The 19,839-nt window shown below is 29.8% G+C and carries 17 protein-coding genes and 1 tRNA gene; 7 read left to right on the top strand and 11 right to left on the bottom strand.

The annotated features are described in order from the left end of the window. Nucleotides 1–69 precede the first annotated feature (69 nt). The 6 genes from DK442_RS09635 to DK442_RS09610 all read left to right on the top strand — a co-directional run bounded on the left by DK442_RS09635 (nucleotide 70) and on the right by DK442_RS09610 (nucleotide 6,298). Nucleotides 70–142, top strand: a tRNA-Gln gene (locus DK442_RS09635). Nucleotides 143–235: 93 nt separating this feature from the next. Then, the gene (locus DK442_RS09630; RefSeq protein ID WP_109435649.1) at nucleotides 236–2,008 is read left to right on the top strand and encodes a hypothetical protein; all 1,773 of its coding nucleotides are present in this window, start codon (nucleotides 236–238) and stop codon (nucleotides 2,006–2,008) included. A 232-nt stretch (nucleotides 2,009–2,240) separates the two neighbouring features. After that, entirely contained in the window at nucleotides 2,241–2,669 is a 429-nt protein-coding gene (locus DK442_RS09625; protein WP_109435648.1) for a hypothetical protein, read from the top strand. Next, complete coding sequence (locus DK442_RS09620; RefSeq protein WP_109435647.1) at nucleotides 2,666–3,592, top strand: MvdC/MvdD family ATP grasp protein; 927 nt, start codon at nucleotides 2,666–2,668, stop codon at nucleotides 3,590–3,592. The genes DK442_RS09625 and DK442_RS09620 overlap by 4 nt, the downstream gene beginning before the upstream one ends. Continuing rightward, nucleotides 3,589–4,356 carry a hypothetical protein gene (locus DK442_RS09615; protein ID WP_109435646.1) on the top strand — a complete coding sequence of 256 codons (768 nt, stop codon included), beginning with the start codon at nucleotides 3,589–3,591 and terminating at the stop codon, nucleotides 4,354–4,356. The genes DK442_RS09620 and DK442_RS09615 overlap by 4 nt, the downstream gene beginning before the upstream one ends. Before the next feature lie 55 nt (nucleotides 4,357–4,411). Next, entirely contained in the window at nucleotides 4,412–6,298 is a 1,887-nt protein-coding gene (locus DK442_RS09610) for a DUF4209 domain-containing protein (RefSeq protein ID WP_109435645.1), read from the top strand. Here DK442_RS09610 and DK442_RS09605 read toward each other — a convergent pair. The 10 genes from DK442_RS09605 to mobV all read right to left on the bottom strand — a co-directional run bounded on the left by DK442_RS09605 (nucleotide 6,282) and on the right by mobV (nucleotide 18,248). Continuing rightward, nucleotides 6,282–7,061, bottom strand: coding sequence for a hypothetical protein (locus DK442_RS09605; protein ID WP_109435644.1), 780 nt, complete (start codon nucleotides 7,059–7,061; stop codon nucleotides 6,282–6,284). The genes DK442_RS09610 and DK442_RS09605 overlap by 17 nt on opposite strands. A 133-nt stretch (nucleotides 7,062–7,194) precedes the next feature. Beyond that, nucleotides 7,195–8,247, bottom strand: coding sequence for a hypothetical protein (locus tag DK442_RS09600; RefSeq protein WP_109435643.1), 1,053 nt, complete (start codon nucleotides 8,245–8,247; stop codon nucleotides 7,195–7,197). A gap of 5 nt (nucleotides 8,248–8,252) precedes the next feature. After that, on the bottom strand, nucleotides 8,253–12,104 hold the full coding sequence (locus DK442_RS09595; RefSeq protein WP_109435642.1) for a hypothetical protein: 3,852 nt from the start codon (nucleotides 12,102–12,104) through the stop codon (nucleotides 8,253–8,255). A gap of 87 nt (nucleotides 12,105–12,191) precedes the next feature. Beyond that, nucleotides 12,192–12,524: a hypothetical protein gene (locus tag DK442_RS09590; RefSeq protein WP_109435641.1), complete on the bottom strand. Its 333-nt coding sequence runs from the start codon at nucleotides 12,522–12,524 to the stop codon at nucleotides 12,192–12,194. 110 nt (nucleotides 12,525–12,634) lie between these two features. Further along, nucleotides 12,635–13,225, bottom strand: a complete 591-nt coding sequence (locus DK442_RS09585) for a GIY-YIG nuclease family protein (RefSeq protein ID WP_109435640.1) — start codon at nucleotides 13,223–13,225, stop codon at nucleotides 12,635–12,637. 138 nt (nucleotides 13,226–13,363) lie between these two features. Then, on the bottom strand, nucleotides 13,364–14,071 hold the full coding sequence (locus tag DK442_RS09580; protein WP_109435639.1) for a hypothetical protein: 708 nt from the start codon (nucleotides 14,069–14,071) through the stop codon (nucleotides 13,364–13,366). A 29-nt stretch (nucleotides 14,072–14,100) separates the two neighbouring features. After that, entirely contained in the window at nucleotides 14,101–15,498 is a 1,398-nt protein-coding gene (locus tag DK442_RS09575) for a TraQ conjugal transfer family protein (protein ID WP_109435638.1), read from the bottom strand. Nucleotides 15,499–15,502: 4 nt separating this feature from the next. Continuing rightward, on the bottom strand, nucleotides 15,503–16,189 hold the full coding sequence (locus DK442_RS09570; RefSeq protein WP_109435637.1) for a conjugal transfer protein TraO: 687 nt from the start codon (nucleotides 16,187–16,189) through the stop codon (nucleotides 15,503–15,505). A 32-nt stretch (nucleotides 16,190–16,221) separates the two neighbouring features. Further along, nucleotides 16,222–17,595 (bottom strand): type IV secretory system conjugative DNA transfer family protein, encoded by a 1,374-nt coding sequence (locus tag DK442_RS09565; RefSeq protein WP_109435636.1) that lies wholly within the window; start codon nucleotides 17,593–17,595, stop codon nucleotides 16,222–16,224. Between the two features lie 2 nt (nucleotides 17,596–17,597). Next, nucleotides 17,598–18,248, bottom strand: a complete 651-nt coding sequence (gene mobV / locus DK442_RS09560) for a MobV family relaxase (protein WP_109435635.1) — start codon at nucleotides 18,246–18,248, stop codon at nucleotides 17,598–17,600. A gap of 215 nt (nucleotides 18,249–18,463) precedes the next feature. Between mobV and DK442_RS28155 the strand changes: the two genes are divergently transcribed. Then, nucleotides 18,464–18,802: a hypothetical protein gene (locus tag DK442_RS28155; RefSeq protein ID WP_160114106.1), complete on the top strand. Its 339-nt coding sequence runs from the start codon at nucleotides 18,464–18,466 to the stop codon at nucleotides 18,800–18,802. Between the two features lie 3 nt (nucleotides 18,803–18,805). On the opposite strand, the gene DK442_RS09550 is transcribed toward DK442_RS28155, so the two are convergent. Next, the gene (locus DK442_RS09550) at nucleotides 18,806–19,660 is read right to left on the bottom strand and encodes a toprim domain-containing protein (protein ID WP_109435633.1); all 855 of its coding nucleotides are present in this window, start codon (nucleotides 19,658–19,660) and stop codon (nucleotides 18,806–18,808) included. Nucleotides 19,661–19,839 lie beyond the last annotated feature (179 nt).

Raw genomic sequence — 19,839 nt, 5'->3', positions numbered from 1 at the left:
GAATATTTTTTTAAAAAAATGTTTGCAGAGCCAAAAGAAAGTTTTAAATTTGCACCCGCAATGACGCATTGGTCTATGGTGTAACTGGCAACACGTCTGGTTTTGGTCCAGAAGAGTCTAGGTTCGAGCCCTAGTAGACCAACTTAAATCCCTTTAAAACATTTGTTTTTAAAGGGGTTTTACTTTTTAAGGGGGATAAATAGGGGGATATTACTTAAATAATTATCTTTATCTTATGGATAATAATAAGTGGTTAGAGTGGATTAGAGACCGGTACTTATTGCTTTTAGTAATAGTAGTATATATAATTATAGGTTTTACTCCGTTAATTGGTAAGCTGAGTTTTGTTCCAGATTGGTTAAAAATTTATAGATTAAATCCTCAAGATTATTTTGGCATGATAATAGGTGCCATTGCCTCAATATTGGGGATTTTAATGGCTGTTATTCTTCTTACAGTTGAATTTTCAAATCAAAAACTTACTCAGAATTTAAACCCACTCGACAATGAACTAATAAAAAATTCATTTTACAACTCCATAAATATAATAGGGCTTTCATTTTTAGCATACTTACAAGTTGATAAATTTGATACGGATAGTAATATAACAATTGGATATTTTTTAGGAATCTTATTTCTTGTTTACGTGTACTATGTTTATCCTGTTATTAAACGTCTAGTGGGAAAAACAAATCGATCTAATGAACATGACCAGTTAATAGATAAATTAGACCTTAATGCTTTTCAAAACATTTCTAGATATAGATTTTTAGATGGCGTTGCTGTGGATGGAACTCTACAGGATATGAAAAATGAAATTGACCACCATATTTTGAATAATCAAGTATTAGCTTATGACAGAATAAATCATCAGATTTTAGCTAAGGCTTTTGAGATTTTTGATGATGGAACAAATAGAAATTCTTGCGATATTGTTTGTAACGCCTTATGTTGGTTATGGAGAGAAAATAGTAAAACAGCAATTCGAGTAAACGATTTTAGTTATTTTGAAATGGTTTGGAGATTGGTTAGTGATTCCTATGTGTATTTTTCTGACAAGAGAGCTCCTCTTTTGCATTTGCAAGAAATAGATATGTTCTTAAATCTTGATTTTATTAAGATGCATAGAAATAATAATATTTCTCTCCCGTTATCTTCTGCTATTGATTTTATTGAAACCGCTTTTAAAACAAACATTTTAAATAATTGCCCTAAACAAAATAGTTTGACGCATCTAAATCGAATGTATGATAAAAATGAAAGTATTGAACATTCTGTTGATGATGAATTACAATGGAGTGCTTTAGTGGACATTATTTATGTGATTGGTAAAATACAAAAGTCCGCTATTGAATTGGACGATAAAGATCTTTTTGAAAAGTGTGCTAGATCAATCGAAAGCAATTGTGCTGATTTGTTTTACTTTGATAATTCTTTAGGAAATCGTCAGAAAGGATACATTACCTATAGATTATTAACTTCATCTTTCTATAATTCGAGTTTGGCATTAGAGCAGGGTCTTTATGAGGATACTTTAGATTGTTTTTATATTCCGGAAAGGCTAATAGTAAATTTGATAGAAAATAATGATTTTGATATTAGAGATGTCAAAGTTATCTTGATTAATTTAGGGCATTATTTGATACAAGCCAATACAATGAAAAAATTACATGTAGATACTGGTTTTGGCACTCTTAATGATTTTTGTATGATAGGTATACATTGCGTCAAGAATTATAGAAATAATAAAAAAGCAAGAAAAACTGTCAAATACGTAATTAAAGTTTTAAAATATTTAAAAGAAGATATAGAAAAATCTTCTGTTAATGAGAATGCCAAAGTTTATCTTAAAACTAAAAGTAAGTTTGAACATTTTGTAAGAGTAGCAATTGATTATGATGGTTTTTCAAAGGAGGACAAACTTGTTAAAAATTGGATTAAAATACTAAATACTTACCAAGATGTTTCTAGGGAAGAAGATTATAGACTAGTTAAATGGCCAAAATAATTGTATTGTTAACCTATGATTAAGACCTCTTATGGTTAAAACTTTTTTTATTAAAGTATAATATCTACATTTATAAAGTAAACACAAACCCCTGTGCCTAAATACTATATTTGGGTACGGGGGTTGTTGGTTAAATTTGTAATTAAAATTTGATTATGAATTACCGTAACTGAGTATTTAAAATAACAGGTAAATTAGTTTTAATAAGTAGCAATTAAATAATATAACAAATATGAGACCTTTGATTTTAGAATTTACAGAAACACCAGAGTTGAAAAACATAGATTATTCAATTATTGAATATTCTATGGATCAGAATTTGTCAGTCCTAAAAAAGACTGATATCCCTGCAATTTCTTATGTAAATATGGATACTGCAACATTTACAAAAACAACAGGCGAACCATCAGATTCGGACAATGATCGTAGTTTTAAACTAAAAAGATTACTTGATACTAGTACCGATACAAAAACTATAGTTGATGAAACGGATTCAGATAATGACTTTAAACTTAAGATGAGAAGATTGTTGGATACTAGTACGGATACATTTAATTCTAATGAACCAAGTGACAGTGACAGCGATCGATCAAGTTTGAAACTTCTTATGGATACTCAAACTATAACAGAATCTACAGAACCAACAGATTCAGATAAATGATATTGATAATTACTCATAAGGAAGATTTTACTGCAGATTATGTAATAGAAAAACTAAATAAAAAGGGGATAGAATATTTTAGACTTAATTGTGAGGATATCGATAAGTATAATTACCAATTTCGTAACTCCAATAGCTTCAACTTTATTATTAATAATATTAGGTCATTTGATTCTGTCTGGTTTCGAAGATCAAAATTGCCAGATATTCAAACCAATAATGAAGCTGAAAAATTATTCTTACTAAGTGACTATGAGTCCTTATTTGATAATATTTATTATCTGATTGACTCTAAAAAATGGTTGAGTCATCCAAGGTATGTCTATGCAGCTGAAAATAAAATTTTACAATTAAATACCGCTAAATCTATAGGTTTTAAGATTCCTGACACATTGATTTCGAACAATAAATTAGAATTTAAAACCTTTGCTTCTGCAAATAATAACAGCATAATTATAAAACCTATTAGGCAAGGTAGAATAAAAGAAAAGAATGGTTTTAAATCTATTTTTACAAATAAGGTAGGCTTAGATAAAATTCAAAGAGTCGAGAATTTTGACTTGACCCCCTGTATTTTTCAAGAATATATCGAAAAAGAATATGAAATAAGAGTAACGGTAGTTGATAAGAAAGTATTTTCTGCAAAAGTAGATTCGCAGATTAATGAAGAAACAAAAGTTGATTGGAGAAAGAAGAAAATTCCATTTGAAAAATACTTATTACCACCTGCGATAGTAAAAAAATGTATAACAATTACTGAAAGTTTAAATTTGTCTTTTGGAGCTATAGACCTTATTAAAACTATAGATGGTGAATATGTTTTTTTAGAAATAAATCCAAATGGTCAATGGGCGTGGTTAGAAATGGAAGCGGATTTAAAAATATCTGATGAAATAATTAATTATTTAACAACTGTCAAATGATCTTGAAATACCTAACATATATAGGGCTTTATGAAGAGAATGATGGAGATGCCGAAATTATTCAAGAAGTATATGAGCCAACAACCTCTATTGAATTGGCGAAAAGATATTTGATATATCTAAAAGAAATAGATAATTATCAAAAAGATAGGAGAATTACTATAGAGAACAAAAATTCTCAATTAGTAGGACAGGCCAGTATCGTTACTTCGATATTCGCACTTTTTGTTCCTCTTTTAATTGGAAGTTTGAATGGGGTTTCTTTAATGATTAAGATACCATTGATAATAATTTTCATATTTGTTTTATTCCATTATTTATTTACAATATATCATGCTATTAAAACTCTAAAAATTAATAGATATACATATGCAACAAGAAATACTAAAACTGTAACAAAATTAAATCGTGCTGAAACAGAATTAGATTTTTTAAATGAAGAAGTTAGTGATTTAGTCTTTACAATAAATCAAACTTCCCCAATAGATAATAAAAAAGGAGGTAACCTTATACTAGGCACACGTTGTTTTGAGATTGCGAATTTTGGTTTTGGAATATTTACTCTAGCAATTATATTATCTGCTTTTTCTATAAATAAGGAAATACCAGAAGTGAAAATAAAAAATATAGAAGAAATCAAACTTGCTATTCCTGATACATTGAATACCAAATTAGTTAATTTTAAATCTAAGGATACGATCACTATAAAAATTGACACTTTAAATAATAAAGTTAATAATTATCAGATTAATAAAACTAAATAATGCATTCAACATAAATTCTATAGATGCAAGTATTTAGCAAAGACAAACAAGAATTTTGAAGTCAGAAGAAATAGATATAGAACAATTTAAATCAATAAATGAGTTATATTTTTTTGTTGAAAAAAATGCTTTTATCCTAAAAAGGGATTGGTACTTGACTGACCTTTGGGTTCGTTTTAAGAATCAAACTAAGGATGAAATCGAAAAAAAGAAATCCCAATGGGAAATCGATTGTTTTGCATTTAACCTTAGTGGTAATTTGCTTTTTTCTCAAATATATTCTGATGGAAAAAATGCAAATGAAATTAAGAGATATCCTGACCTAAGTGAGTTTCAAAAAGAAGTAATAGAATATATCAAAATACGTATAGAAACTTCAGATAACCCTATTCTTAAAGCAAGGTATAATCATTTACTTTGGAAATGCCCTGTAGGTATTAAGAGAGGTGAATATGCATTAGAGGCTATTGAAAACTACATAGAATCGATAAAAGAGTACTACAGGTTATTTGAGATAGATGAACATCAGGATATACCAAATGAAATAGGGAGGTTATTCGAAACTTTAATTACAATTAGTAATGAAATAAAATCGGACAAGACAGAATTAAAAAAACTAACTACTTTTTTACTTTTTAAAACGGAGAAGTTTGAGTTTCATGATAAACAAAGTATTTTAAATGATATGCTTGAGTTTCCTAAAATATATAAACCTATCGATTTTGCAAATTCACTTCAACTATTCGAAAAAGAACTAAGTAAAAAAACAATAAATTTAGACGATTTTATGCTTGTTAATTATTACTTGCCTACGGCTATTAAAATCGCAAATAAAACAAAAACAGATACTAAAAAATGGCAAAATGAAATTGGGTTAGCTTATTTAAGATTGGCTGAGAATGAAACTAAAGAAGACAGGTTTTGGATAAAACAAGATTATAACTATAAAGCTATTCATTCATTCAAGTTGTCAGGAAATGATGAATACAGAAAAAAATCAGAAAAACTTTATGCTGATTTAAAACCTAAGATAAAGCTACCGACTATTACAATTCCTTTTACTCAAGAGATTCGGGACTTAACTGAAGATCATCAAAAAGAATTAAAGAAAAGGTCAGAAATGGTGCTTGAAAGAGGTTGTGTTGAAACATACAGGTTTATATCAAGGGGTTTGTTTTTTCCTACTTATGAGAATGTTATTAAAGTGCCTTCCAAAAACTCTAATGCTTTTTTAGATTTTGCTACAACTATAAGTTTTGATAAAAATAAAAATATAACAAAACAGAAAGCTAGTAATAATGAAATGAAAAGGATTTTTGAATCTTATAAATATCATATGGAAATGACGGTGTTGCCATATTTACATAATTTAATAATCGTGGGTATAAAATCAGGTGATCTAAGTTTTGAAAATTTTATTTCCTTTTTAGTTGACAAAACATGGATAGGTAAGACACATATTAGATATGACTTAGGGGGAAATGAACAACTAATTAATTGGATTCAACAATTAAGTCCTTCCATAACTGAATTTTTTATGCAAGTTCAAGCATGGGGAAGCAGTAAATATTACACACCTAGTTTCATCTTATGTATTGATAGTTTTACTCTAAAAATGGAGGGTATATTTCGTGATTTTTGTGAGAGATTGAGCATCCCGACTAGTTTTAATAGAGATAAAGGAATGCAAGAAGCTTACATACATAATGTATTTGACAATGAAATTATCATAAAATACTTCAATGAGGATGATAGATTGTTTTTTAATTATTTATTTTCAAATGAAGGCGGTTTAAATTTAAGAAATAATGTAGCGCATTGTTTTTACAATTCAAATGAATACCATCCCGATAAAATGTTATTACTTATCGCAGCATTATTGCGATTAGGTAAATATGATCAAAAAAAAGTAAAAAAAACAAGCATCAATAATATTGATTAGAACTAGTTCTTTCAGGAATTTCTGTTATTCTTGAATCTGTATTATATAACTCCTTAAAAGGGTCGTCTATTTCTAGAAACTTTTCAATAAGAAACGGTTCTGAATCTTTTTCCCATAGGTTTTTGGTATCGTGAATTTCTTTGTGAATTGGAAAAATTGCATTTTCAAATATTTGTTTTATACCATTGCTCGAATATAATTCTAGTAAATTTTGTCCCTTTATTGAGTTTCTTGCTATCATATCCCAATAATCAGCATAACTAGAAATGATCCAGTCTAAACCTAGAATGATAGAATATATTCTATGTTTGGATAATTTATTTTCTTGCTCTCCAAAGGTAATATAGCGAAATTCTAATCCTTTTATACCAGCTATTTTTGCATCTACTTTATAGCTAGTTTCTTCAATGTCTATAACTTTTGCAAAAGCAATTGCAATTTTTTTGATAAAGAAAAAATTTAGTTCACTAGGGTATAGAATTTTATCTTCACAAAAGATCTCGTTTCTATATTTGCCTTTTCCGATGCTATGATTTAGAGGTTCTCCATGACCAGTCTTTAACCAATCGATATTAATGGAATAATTAGAATCCTCAATTCTCTTTAGAAAATTATTACTTAGTCCATTCTTTCCGTTTATTATGTGGTAGACAGTATCCGGGCTTTTGTAACTTAATTCTTTGGAGAATTTATATGGAGTAACATCTAACTCTATTAAAACCATTTGTAGTCTTTTTCCATATTCATTATTTTCAAATCTCATTAGTATAAATTTTAATTCTGAGTATACTACCAAAACAAAAATATACTATTTTCTAGTATTATAGTGTTAAATATCAAATACTATTTCTAGATATGGTTATGAGATTGGGTTTTTTAATTGATTTTAGAAACTTTTAATTCCAATGAAATTTAAACCTAACATGGGTAATCAACATTAGTGGCATTGAATTTTTTCTTAACAAAGGTAAAATATTGCGTTTAAATTCATTTTTATTAATACTTCCAATCCATTTTACAATCTGATTTCTCACAGAATCAGCATTTAAACTCTTTCCATTTATCCTTACTATATATTGAGTTCTTAAATGTTCGGTTAATGGCACATTAAAAAGCATTGAATAGTTTAATGATAAAGTAATCCAATTATTTTCGAACTCTTTAGAGAGTTTGCGACCTGATAATATTTCATTGATTTTTTTGATGTTTAATATCCAATTTAAAGACTTAAATAAGAAATGTTTGTTGACATGATATGTTGGAGATAACACCCTTAATTTAGTATTGGGTTTTATGCATTTATCAATAAATTGTATCACTGTGCCTATAAAAGGGTTTCCAAATGGATCTATGATTGATTTAGACCTTAGAGAATCCTGGTGCAGATAGGTGGCTCCTTTTTGAGCAAGATACATATGTCCGAAAAATTCATGTGCCAAAGTTCCTTTTGATTTTCTATTATAGTATATCTCCGAAATATTCTTTTTCGAAGAGCAACCAAAATGATTAGTATTATTGGGATAATTTTTTTTGCTAATGGTATACGTTGGAAAAGTTCTTCCATTTCCTCCAAAATTTGAAAGAGGTACTTTTCTTTTTTCTTCTTTTCCTGATATGAAATCACTAAATGGTATTCTAGAATGTATTTTTATATTATTTATTTTAATGTCTTTGTTTATTAATGCATTCAATATTTTCCATCGAAAAGGGTCATCTGGTTTTGGGTTTGACTTAAGTTTTAATAACCCATCTCTGTAATATAATTTTGTATTAGGATTAAAAAGAAATTCTGATGTTGAAAAAATATGCGCTCTCGCACCAGATTTTAATCTAATCCCATGTTCAATAATTTTTCTTTGAATATTTTCATCACTATCTAGACTGTTGTCTTTTGTACTTCTATCATCCGTTCCTCTACTCTTATTTAACGTTAACCTATTCAAATCCATAAACTCTAATCAATTTTTATAATTTTATCAATATCAGGATCATCAAGTTTATCATCCAAAACCCTAGCAGATTTCCTCAAATTCTCAATTTGCGCCTCTCTAACTTCCTCTTGTACCTTAAGCACATCCATAGCTCTATGTTTTAATTTAAAGTCTTCTAATAAAGCATGCTTTCCAGGTAATGCTTCGATGAACAATTGTCCTGTAGGTACAACAACTAATTCATCGTCCACTTGAGGATCAGAAAGTTTTGCAGTAATTAATTCAGCTATTTTTTCAGCAAGTTCATCTTTCCCTTTATTCAAGGCAATCTTATGAGCTTTTCTAAGGTCTCTAATAGTATGTGTACCCATATCATGTGGATCAACAAGACCAAGGAAATCATTAACATAATCTCGCATCATATAATCAGTAATGTAAGTACATTCTTTTAATGGAAAGATTGCAAAATTTCCCTTGAAACCTAGAAGATTATCTAGATCAGCTACTTCATGAAGTTTTCTGCCTGGATCTACTTGATCTGGAGGTGGCATTTCTGCTGCAACGGACAGGTCAGATAATAGATTGAATGGAAGCCAGAGATTCCCTGATCTAATATATTGAGGTTCATTGGGTATCTTTTTTAAAGTAACTGTATCAGAGATAGACATTTTTGCGGGTTTATCATATAACCTAAAAAACCTCTGATCAGGTGGTTCCATTTCCCATATACCTTGCATATAGTATAATATATTTTGCTTGACATGAATACGTAGTTGATTAATCAGATTTCGCTTAGTTTGCACTTTTTGTGTTAAGCTCATCATTAAATTCTTAGCCTTCTCCAAAGTATTTGATTCTCTTTCTAATTCATTAACGACAGAAGCTAGTTCTTCTTTGGTCATATTCAACCTTGTTTCATAAGCATCCATTTCTGCTTTATAATATTCAGGGTCATATCCATTAGTTTCTCCTTTGATTCCTTCAATAATGGGCCAAGCTCCTGTTATAGCTCCAGTGAATGTAGTGAATGCGTCAAATGTTGATTTTCTTCTATTATTAAATTCTACAATATTTTTTCTTTCTCTTGTTTTATTAAGTTGTTCCTGAAGGGAAGCTTTTAGTAACGATAGACTTTCTACATTTCCAGAAATCTCTTTTACGATTTCTTTTTGATCGTTGTAGCTGCCTTTTGCTGCTTCATAATTTATCTGATCCCCCACAATACCTTCTCTTAGGTAGTCAAACGCTTCATTAAAGGAATCATCCAATAGAATGCGCCTTAAAATCCACTCGTGGGTTAATAGCCAATCTTCATCTACTTGATGAGGTGCTGGAACATCAAAGGCAACCATTATGACAGGAGTCAGTTTATGAAGTGATTCAGAAATACGATATTGGCGTTCTAATTCATAGAATAAATAAGTAACTGTAATTTCATTATTTGGGTTTGAGATTTCACCTGAAGAACTTTCTTCGAAATCAGTTTCATCTGTTGTTGAGACTTCAATATTCCTTTCGTTTTTATATTGATGTGATGCCTTAATTGTAGATTCTCGAATAGATTTTTTCGTCTTAGTAGACTCAATACTTTGGTTGTTTTGAAATGTTGTTGCTGTACTTCCGCCACCATTAAAAACGCCTACACTAAAACCGAAGTTACCGTTAACAGTCATATTAAAATTATTGGCTGTCTGAGCTTTTTGAACAATCTCGTTATGGGCTTTTGAAATATAGGATGATTCATCGGATCGACTATAAAGAGATTTTTCAACTTCTTTTTGTGCGCGTGTTTTTTTAACCTTTAGTTTTTTGTTAAACTTCCTTTTTTCACCAGGAGCTAATGGAATGGTTGAAACTAAATCTCCAACTTGCCAATTTTCTGGTATCCATTCTTGTCTATAGGTTGTAAGTATACCATAATTAACAGAATCTGGAGCAAAAACATGGAATGAATATGGTTCTAAAAGGCGTTCGTTAAGTTGCTGAATTATATTTTCAACTCTAGAAATCTTTGCATTAGGACTATTCAATATATTTTTTACATTTGACTTAAAATCTTCACTATAAGATTTCTGATCGCCCAAAACAAACGGTGTAAAATCAATTACAACATCTTGATCATGATTGTCTCCACCTGGATCAATATCGAATCTTCCTTTAAAAATTAAATTCTCAATATCTATACCTTCTTGACGCTTTATAACCTGATGAATAAAATCTCTTTTATATTCGTCAAAATGATTACATGTTGGACACCAAAAATTATATAATACTTGACCTTCTCTATCCTCCCAACCTTCAATTCGTATATTTTTTCCTATTTCCTCAACCTTAGAATATAGAATTTCTTTGAGATATGTTCTTTTTTGAGAATCATTTAGGTTAAAGTATTGTTCATTAGAAACATAATTGTTGAACATTTGTATAATTGTATTCTGTTGGGAGAAAGAAAGCTTCTTCCATAAATCTTCCACATTGTGAATGTTTAATAAATACAAATCACTTGGAACAGGAATGCTGTCACCAACCATATTTGCTACTTTCCCAATTTCTGTTAGAACACTTCTATAATCTGTTAGTTCAGATTCAAGCATTGCTTCAATTTTAGAAATTTCCTTCTTAATATCGTTGGAATTTAAGTTGGGATCATAATACTCATGAAGAACTTCTACTGCATAATCATATAACTTTGAAATATCACTCTTTACTTTTCCATCAAAAGCTTCGAACCAAACACTTTCAAAGGCCACTTGTAAGTGATGAAAATCGTGATAAGCTTTCTGATCAGCAGCACTATCTAATTGCTTAAACAACTTTATATCCGTCTTGATACTTTCGTGGTGGTTTCCATTGTTTAGTCCGTTTTGATGAATCCCATAAATATTTTTTAATTGAGTTGATATAAATTTATCCGAATTATCTGTGCCGACTTCTGGTGGATTAATATCCATTATTATTGGAGGAGGATCTTTTGGGGTGTCTTGAATAGGTTCTTCGAGTATTTTACCTATTAATTCATCAATTGAACTTTTCTTAATAAGATTTTTACCACCGGTTTTTTCATTTAATAAACCACAATATTTGCTGTAAGGTATTTCGATAATTTCTCCATCATTCAAAGCATCTCCATCTATATCTAGTTTGGCAATGTCTTCTTTAGAAAGAGAGAATTTATATTTATCAAGGCTTACTGGTTCTAAGGCTTGATATTTATTATTAGCTCTTGTTATAATATCTTCCATCTTACCCTGGACATCTGATTTGTTTTTCAGAAAAAGTTCTCCTTTTATTAGAGACTTTGGTAAGGTGGTCAAAAAAGTTTTATCAATTAAAGAGTCTTTTAACAACTCTTTTTTCTTTTTCACATTATCTATAACTAGTGGAGTAACCTTATTTGAAAATTCTTTTTTCTCTTCTTTAATTTGTTTTAGATAAGAGTATAAAGCGGGTGATTTATTTTCTTTAGGATTATTTAAGGAAGCTGAAGCTGGATTATTTAATTGTATTAAAAGTGCTTCATTTCGCCCACCATTATGAATAATATATTCAGAATAATAAAGTATTCGTTCTGTTAATTTCTTTCCTTTTTCTTCAGGTGAAAGAATTACTAAAACTATGTCAGGTCTTTTTTCTTCTTTTTGCGGAGCAAAATCTTCATATTCATAAGTAAATTCAAAAGAGCCATCATCTTTAGAATATGTTGAACCAAGTCTCTCGGATCCTTTTTCTTCCAAAAAATCAAAAATATTTTTCTTATAGTTTTTGAGAAAATCTATTTTTCTATCAGTATCATAGAAAACAATTATTAAGTTTTTTAGACCATCCCCAGAGTTATTGATTATCCTGCCCGAGACATTAAATAAAGTGTTCTCCATAATTGAAACTTTAGAATAAAAGAAAAATGATTTGTATTCATAAATGTAGTGAAAATCAATCGGTTAAAAAAAGGGGCAAAACACCCTTTATGTAGATAAGTCATTGCTTTTTAACTTCTCTAAGCAACTGAGGTATCGTTCCTTCCAAGAATCAATCTCATCTTTTAAATCACTTATTTCTAATCTGTAATCACGTAATAGAGCTTCGTGTTGATTGAGTTTTATACTCTCTTTTTTATTGTTAGGTAAAGCCTTGACTAATTTTAATTCATAGGATTTTACTTTTAGTCTATAGTTATTTATAGCATCGTCTTTTTGTTTCAATTGTTTTGCTTGATTTTCTGTTTTTGTGATCAAAGAGGATATTCTGTCAATCAATTCTTCTTTTGATTGATTTCTAAGTTTTTCTTTCCAATACATCTTGTTATTTTTTTTAGTAAGCGAAGCGCGCAGCCCCAAAATCTACCAAAACTAATACTATGAAATGAATGGTAAATTATTTGACTTTCTTTGAATTAAATTCTTAGATTCTACAGGTAATGAGTTAGCAACGAATATTCATTATCATTAAAATCAATAAAATAATCATCTCCAGAGGAGTATTTGGTGTTTTTATCTCTAGTTGTAACATGTATGTTTCTTTTTCTAATACATTGCCAGAGAGAATAAGCACTTTTTTCTTGATTTTTTTTTGAAATTAAAAGATTATGATAAATTTTATTAAAACTCTCATATTGAGGTCTTATTTCTCTTTTTACTTGGTTAAATGTCAATGATTTATTTTGATAGAGTTTGCGTAAATGAAAATAGACATCACTTGATATTGCTATATAAGCTAAATCATGTTCTTTTATTTGTTTGTCATATTTCAATAAATATTCTATGTAAGATTTCAAAACAGACTCATATTTAAACCATTCTCCAATTGTTCTATATTGAGAAAACAAATTATGAAGATATGGTTCTAAATCACCACGGTACTTATAAATTAAAATACATTTAAGCTTAGTAACTCCTGACATATATTTAATTGATTTTAACCTTTGATCAGGATTATCCGACCTTCCAATTTTGATAGTGTTGTTTAATGGGTTGTAAAAGAAATATAAGTGTTTGTCCATTTTTTTAATTTTTAGTTGTTAAGTTCAAAACCAACTTAGGGTAGAGAAGCGAGCAAAGATTTAAGGTAAGTGGGCGCGTATGCCCCCTTAACGTAATTTTGCGAAGCTGATCAAGATAAGATGGCTTTGAACGATTCATTATTTTATAGTATTAATTTTCATTTTTCCATTTAGCGAGCTACTATTTTTTGGGTTATGCTTACAAGCTCCTATGTGGTTTCGATAAGCACTAACAGATTTCTGTAATTCATTACAATGAGGACAGGTTAGCTTCTCGTTAGCCTGCTGTAGTCTCTCGATGGCTTCTTTAAGTCCTGTTCTAGTCTCGTTTAGTTCCTTGCGGTACTTCTCTAGGACTTCATTAGACTTTTTTAGGTCATGATGAATACTAATGCTTTCCTGTTGTAATTCTAGATAGTGTATTTTTTGTCTTTCGGATTCATTGATTTGATTATGCTTTTTTACGAAAAGATGCGCATATAAATAATCAATCAGTCCTAAAAGAAGGCACATAAAAACTGTTGTTAAATACCAATTGAATGATTTAACCTGTTCTGAAAAAACATCAAAAAATAAAAGTGTCATAAAGAAACTGCAGAATCCAAATATCTCTGGAAAACCTATATTATATTTTTGTTTCAATAGCTTAGAATTTACGCTTGTGAGAAGCAAAGGAAAAGCTACAGCAATACCGAGCATTATAGCTGCGAACAATTTCAAATCTTTATTCATATCTATTGGCAATACTCTATAGAAAAGAACTCCTGCATCGACAACAAATGCAATTAATAAAATCAACATCGGTATTAAGATAGCTTCTAGCGAGTTTAAGAATTTTGCGATCATTTTTGTTATTTATTTGATGGTATATATTTTCAATCTACAAACCGTACATTCATTGTTTTGATTTTAGTAAGACCACTATCTTTTGCAACAAGTTCAAATATTAGAGTAGCTTCACCACTAACTCCACTAGTGAAAGAGAAAAAAGTATTTCTGTGTATCAATTGAAATTCAGAACCATTACCATATGAATCTGAGAAGTATCCGATTGTACCGGATCCTAAACTGGAAGTCACTTTCATATAATAATTATTGACAGAAAATTCGTCATCATCTAAGAATACTGCGTAATCAATTAGCAATCTTGAAGTTTTATTAATATTTTCTAGATCTGTAGTAGTAATATCAGGAGTAATGCTGAATTCAAAATCGAATGGTTTAATAGAAACTGTTTTTGAGAACTCTTTTTCTATAGTACTGTTTTTTACAAAAAATGTAAATGTTATCTCATCATCGTATATGTTATTACAACCAGAGAAAAGGAAAGAGAATTGCTTAGGAATCGTTATGGTGGTGCCTTCAAGATTTATATTAGTACTGCAATGATATCCTTCAAATAACTTGTACGAATTATTATCTGATGAATACCTAATCTCATAATTTTCATTAGATTCAAATACTTCGTCAATAGAAAAATTTACAATGGTGTATTCCACTTTAGTAGGATTTTCATTTTCGAAAGAAACGTTAAGATCAAAGTCTATTGGTTTGAACTCAATTTGATATGCAACACTTTTGGTTATTCCTAATGAGGAAGTTGCAAAAAATGAAATAGAACTTGTACCAGGTTCTGGACTTTTGAGTATTGCTCTAAACTCACCTAAAGAAATATTATCGATTATATCTCCTGGGCCATATTCGATCTCATTATGTAGAAAGGTAGTTTGTAGATTGTTGGTTTCATATCTCAACGTATACCTCGATACTTCTGGAGAACCATTATCAATTTCTGTAAGATTAAATTGAAAAGGAATTTCTTGAGAGTAGAAAACACTTAAATTTTGTGCTTCTACATTGAAGTTAAAATCATTATCGTCGTACAAAGTATATTCAACAGTATGAAGGATTTCATTGGCGTTATCATCTACAATAGTAAAATCAATTAGGTACTTTCCTTTAGAATCTCCTCTAAATTTTAGCTGATTAGAAAGGTTTTCTAATGGATAGGTTTGATTTGCCTGTAATGTTTGATTTGCTAATGATAATATTCCGCTTCCTTCTTTATATACGAATGAGAATGAATAATTTATTCCTTGAATTAATCTATCAGGTTTAATAGTAAGCAACAAAGGTATTTCAGAATTTATTTTACCTGTACTTTCGGTAAGAACAGTTGTATCGAAATTAAAATTGTCCTTGATTTCAACTTCAATAGGTTCGCAGCTAATTGCTATTGTTATGATTGTTAGAATTAAAATTATGTTTCTCATTGTTTTAGTTTTTTAAAATTGAATATTTTAGTCCAGCTCCTATAAAGATTTTGGTCTCGCCAATGTCACTGTTAGGATGATAATAGAGATTACTTTTCGCAGTTAAATCAAAATGATCTGAGATGAATATATCTACATTCATTCCAACAAAGCCTCCATAAATAAATTTACTTTCGTCTAGAATTAAGGCACCATTAGGTAAATCTTGATTGTCGCTATTAATACTTTCATATCCTATAAGTCCACCTAAACCAATTGTAGTTGTAACCTCTTGAAGTGTTCCGCTAAGCATTGGTATTCTTGTGAAATAACCCGCATTGAGTGTGTAATTCTGTATAGGTATTTCATAATTAGACTGATCTTCTTTTATATAGGATGCCAGAATACTTAGTTCAATAAAATTATTGAGTCTGCTTAATTTACTACTGTTGTAAAAATTATAGCTTCCTAAAATAGAAAAGCCATTTTCGGTATACCCTCCGAAGGCACTAAAAGAATGTTTCTTTGCTGTTTTTAGAATGATAGATTCCTTAATTTTTGCTAGGTCATCATTGAACTGATCACTTAAACGTTGAAATTCTTGAAACTGTTCTTCCAGTTTATCTGTAAGAATAGCGGTTGCGTTTTCTGCTACCTGAGCAGTAATGGAGTTGTAAATGAATAGAAGTCCAATTATAAGTTTTGATTTCATATAGGATTGTTTTTGATTATTAATGATTTATGTTACATATTGAATTTCTCTGTTGCAGCAATTTGAGGTCTTTTTAATAAGCTTTTTATTTCTGCATAGACCTGATTGTATACTCTTCTTTCATCAGTAGAAGTTTCCTTTATTGGGAATTTATTTGAATAGTTTTTTAAATAATGATTTCCTGTAATTCTTTTATTCTCTATAAAGTGTTTATTACCATCTGCGATTACGGCAAAACATTGTCCAGGCTTATATTTAATTACTTGCTCATTGCTTAATATGTTTTTATCTCGGATGCCTTTATTTTGTGAGTATTTGAAACTTAAATCTGTACTGTTGTTGTTCGATATGTTTTCAACTTCTCTCGTTCCCAGCATTTTTTGGAAATGCTCTAAGGTTTCAGGATTGGTAGTTCTGAATAGAAACTGTGATCCCATATTGCTAATGATACTACTTGCTTCTTCTTTGCCATATCTTGAAATTAGTTGTGAAAAATCTTGAATGGCGATACAGTTAGAAATACCATTAGATCGTGAAGTTTCTGGAATATTACTATAATTAGGAATCGATAACACCGTAAATTCATCTATAATCACGGCGGATTTTGCTTGATTAGGGATGTTCATTTTCTTGATAATCATCCCTATAATACTAGAGTAGATAGGAGTGTACAAGTCCCTTTTTGAAAGGTTGAATATTAGATTAATTACATTTGGATTTTGAAGATTATTTGGTAAGTCAAGTTTTTCGTGACTAACTAAATTCCTAAATAGTAAAGGAGTGTCAAGACTAGCGAAAAATGCAGTAAACGTGCTTAAAACAGAGCCTAACAGCTTTTTATCTTCATTAATACTTACTAGAACTTGTGAAGCTCTTTTAGCTTCTTCATCACTATTCAGCAAAGAGGTTATCTGTTCTGGTTTAGCTGATAAAAAGAGTGCTATAATATGCGGTATAGTACATAGTTTAGGTTTTTTATTTCTGAAATATACTATAACACCTGTCAGAACAGATTTTGCAGCATTAAAAAAGTACTTAGCATTATCTTGTTGGGGAATACCTACAATTCCACTAAGAAAATAAGAGCTAAATTCAATAATATCACTTTTGTTTTCGCATAATGTCAAAGGGTTTATTACATCATAATTATTATCTAAAGAAAAATTTATAATTGGTTTATTATGTTTTTTTGCAATGGTATTGATAAGTGGTGTAAGTTCTCCTTTAGGATCAAATGTTAGTACTCCTTTTCGAGGAATACAATACCCTAATAATGGATTGATTATAGAATAGGTCTTTCCTGATCCTGCACCTCCAATGGCAATTAAAGATCTATTTAGATTGTGGATTTTATAGTGGTTAAATACTCCTGACTTAACATAAAAATTGTCTAAGTGTTTTTTCATAATTATCTGTTTCTGTCAATTTGTTGTTTTCTGTAGGCTCTTGGTCTAGTATGTTTAGCAGTACTGCCTTTTTCACCTCTTTCCATTCCATATTTCTCCATAATTGCAGCATACCTTGTCTGTTGTTCTCTAAGGACCTTTTTACCGTTGATATAATCCTTTGCGGATAATCTTCCGTCTTCTGTTAGAGGGGTAACAGTTGCGTGTAGGTGAGGGGTTTGTTCATCAAGATGTAGATGAATGCTGACAATATTTTCTTTTCCATAAATTGATTCTAAAAACACTTTATTGTCTTTTATCCATTCTTGAGCAGTTTCCTGGTTAGAGAAAATTTCAACCATCTTTTGATGATCTGATGTCATTATGTATTCAATACATTTTACAGCATCTTTTCTTATTTTTTTATCTTGAGTATATCTCTCTTTAATCTCTTGATTTATTCTTTTAGAAAAGGTGTTTTCTTTGGTGTGTGCAGTCCATTCTGATTGGGTATATGCAGTACCATTTTTATCCCAATGAATGTTGTTTTTTGCATTATCTATATTGGCATTTTCTGGAATAGAATCAGAACCGTCATAACTACGATCTAGGTGTTTACCTATACCAGTCATATTACCTTTCACCTTTTGCATTCTTAAAATTGCGTAGCTCATTTTTTATATTTTTTTATCCGGTTAGATTGGTTTTCTTTTTTCCTCTTTTAAGGAAAAAAGCGAACGCAGCTTTGGAACAAAGCGTAGTGAGTACTACGCTTTGTATTACTATATCAGGTTATCGATTCCGTTTAATAAAGAATCGAACCAGTAAAAAAGTCAAGAGACATATATCAATTACTAGTATTGAATATGGTAACAGGTATTCATCTTTGATGAGAGTTTGGAACAGTGGAATAAAGAATATTTCTAGGTATACTATTATTCCTGTTATAAATGCATTTCTTATGATCGTGTTTCCTTTTCCAATTATTTTTATTGTGGAGAAAATTAGTATTGGATTCAGAGAAAAAGCAATTGCCAGAAATAGAGGAAACTTACTTAATTGGATTACTTCATCAGGTATACTATCTATTTCAAAATGCGTGCAAAAATCAAAGTATTTTATGAAAATAAATAGTGGTGCTGCAGCTAAAAAGCTAATAGGTAAAATCATCAAAAAAATGAAGAATAAAGCCTTTGCTAATTTTAAGATTATGGAGAACATTTTTTGAGTTTTAAGATTTTCCTATTAGGTAATCGTTGATGTCGTTATGAGATTTGTAAAGGATACTACAGTCAAAAACACCACTATGATTTTCTTTTAAAAATGAGGTTGCTTTATTACCTGTGTTGTCGTTGTCTAAGCAAGCATAAACTGTATGGTAATATTGAAGTTTTGATGTTATACTTTTAACTAATGAGGTCGAATTACATATGATGTAGTCTTCATCTAATTTGACAAACTTGTACAAGGTTTTATAAGACAAGAAATCCATAAAGCCTTCAAAAACACAAATGCAATCACTATCATTTCCAAGAGTTGTTACAGCTTTTTTTCCAAGGCATCCTTTAAAGTACTTGTTACGTAGTTCGTAACCATCTTGATCATTCTTAAATGAAATTGAGAAGTAGTTTTTGTAATTATTTCTATAGTAGATTTCCTGACAGTACTTTTGCGCAATTTCCAAATCAATAGATCGAGAAGTTAGATATTCTAATAAAGCTTGATTTTCGAGTTTTTTTACTTTTAAAATTTCATAATCTTTTTTGATTTCTTCCTTTTTGGTAACTGTTCGCTGATGAAAAGAAAAAAAATGATCCTGGCTTAAAAAGTATAAAGCTTCTTTGATTGTGCATTTTTGAGATTTGATAATAAGATCAATTACATTACCACCAAATCCTTCACCGTGATCATACCATCGATTTAGTTGTTTAGATACTTTGAAAGAGGCTTGGGTTTCTTTCCTGAAAGGAGAAAGGAACCAAGCTTCTTTCTCTGTCTCTCGTTTAGGAAAATGCCCTAATTTTCCAAGTGTTTGCACGATGGAAATATTACGGGCTTTTTCACACGTTAGTTTTGTTGTTTTCATAATGGAACTCTTTTTTAATTTTTTTGATGATTTGATGACAAAGTGTTTGGAGATTAATGATATCAAGGCTTAAGCGTGTCATCATTTTTTCATCATTCATCAAGCTTGAATTTTACTGGTCATCATTTTTATTTTTGATGACAAATTGATGACAGTTTGATGAAAGGGGTTATCTCTTT

Origin of the sequence: Aquimarina sp. AU119 (assembly GCF_900312735.1) — a bacterium.
Taxonomy (GTDB): Bacteria; Bacteroidota; Bacteroidia; order Flavobacteriales; family Flavobacteriaceae; genus Aquimarina; species Aquimarina algiphila.
This window is presented reverse-complemented; position numbering and strand designations above follow the sequence as displayed.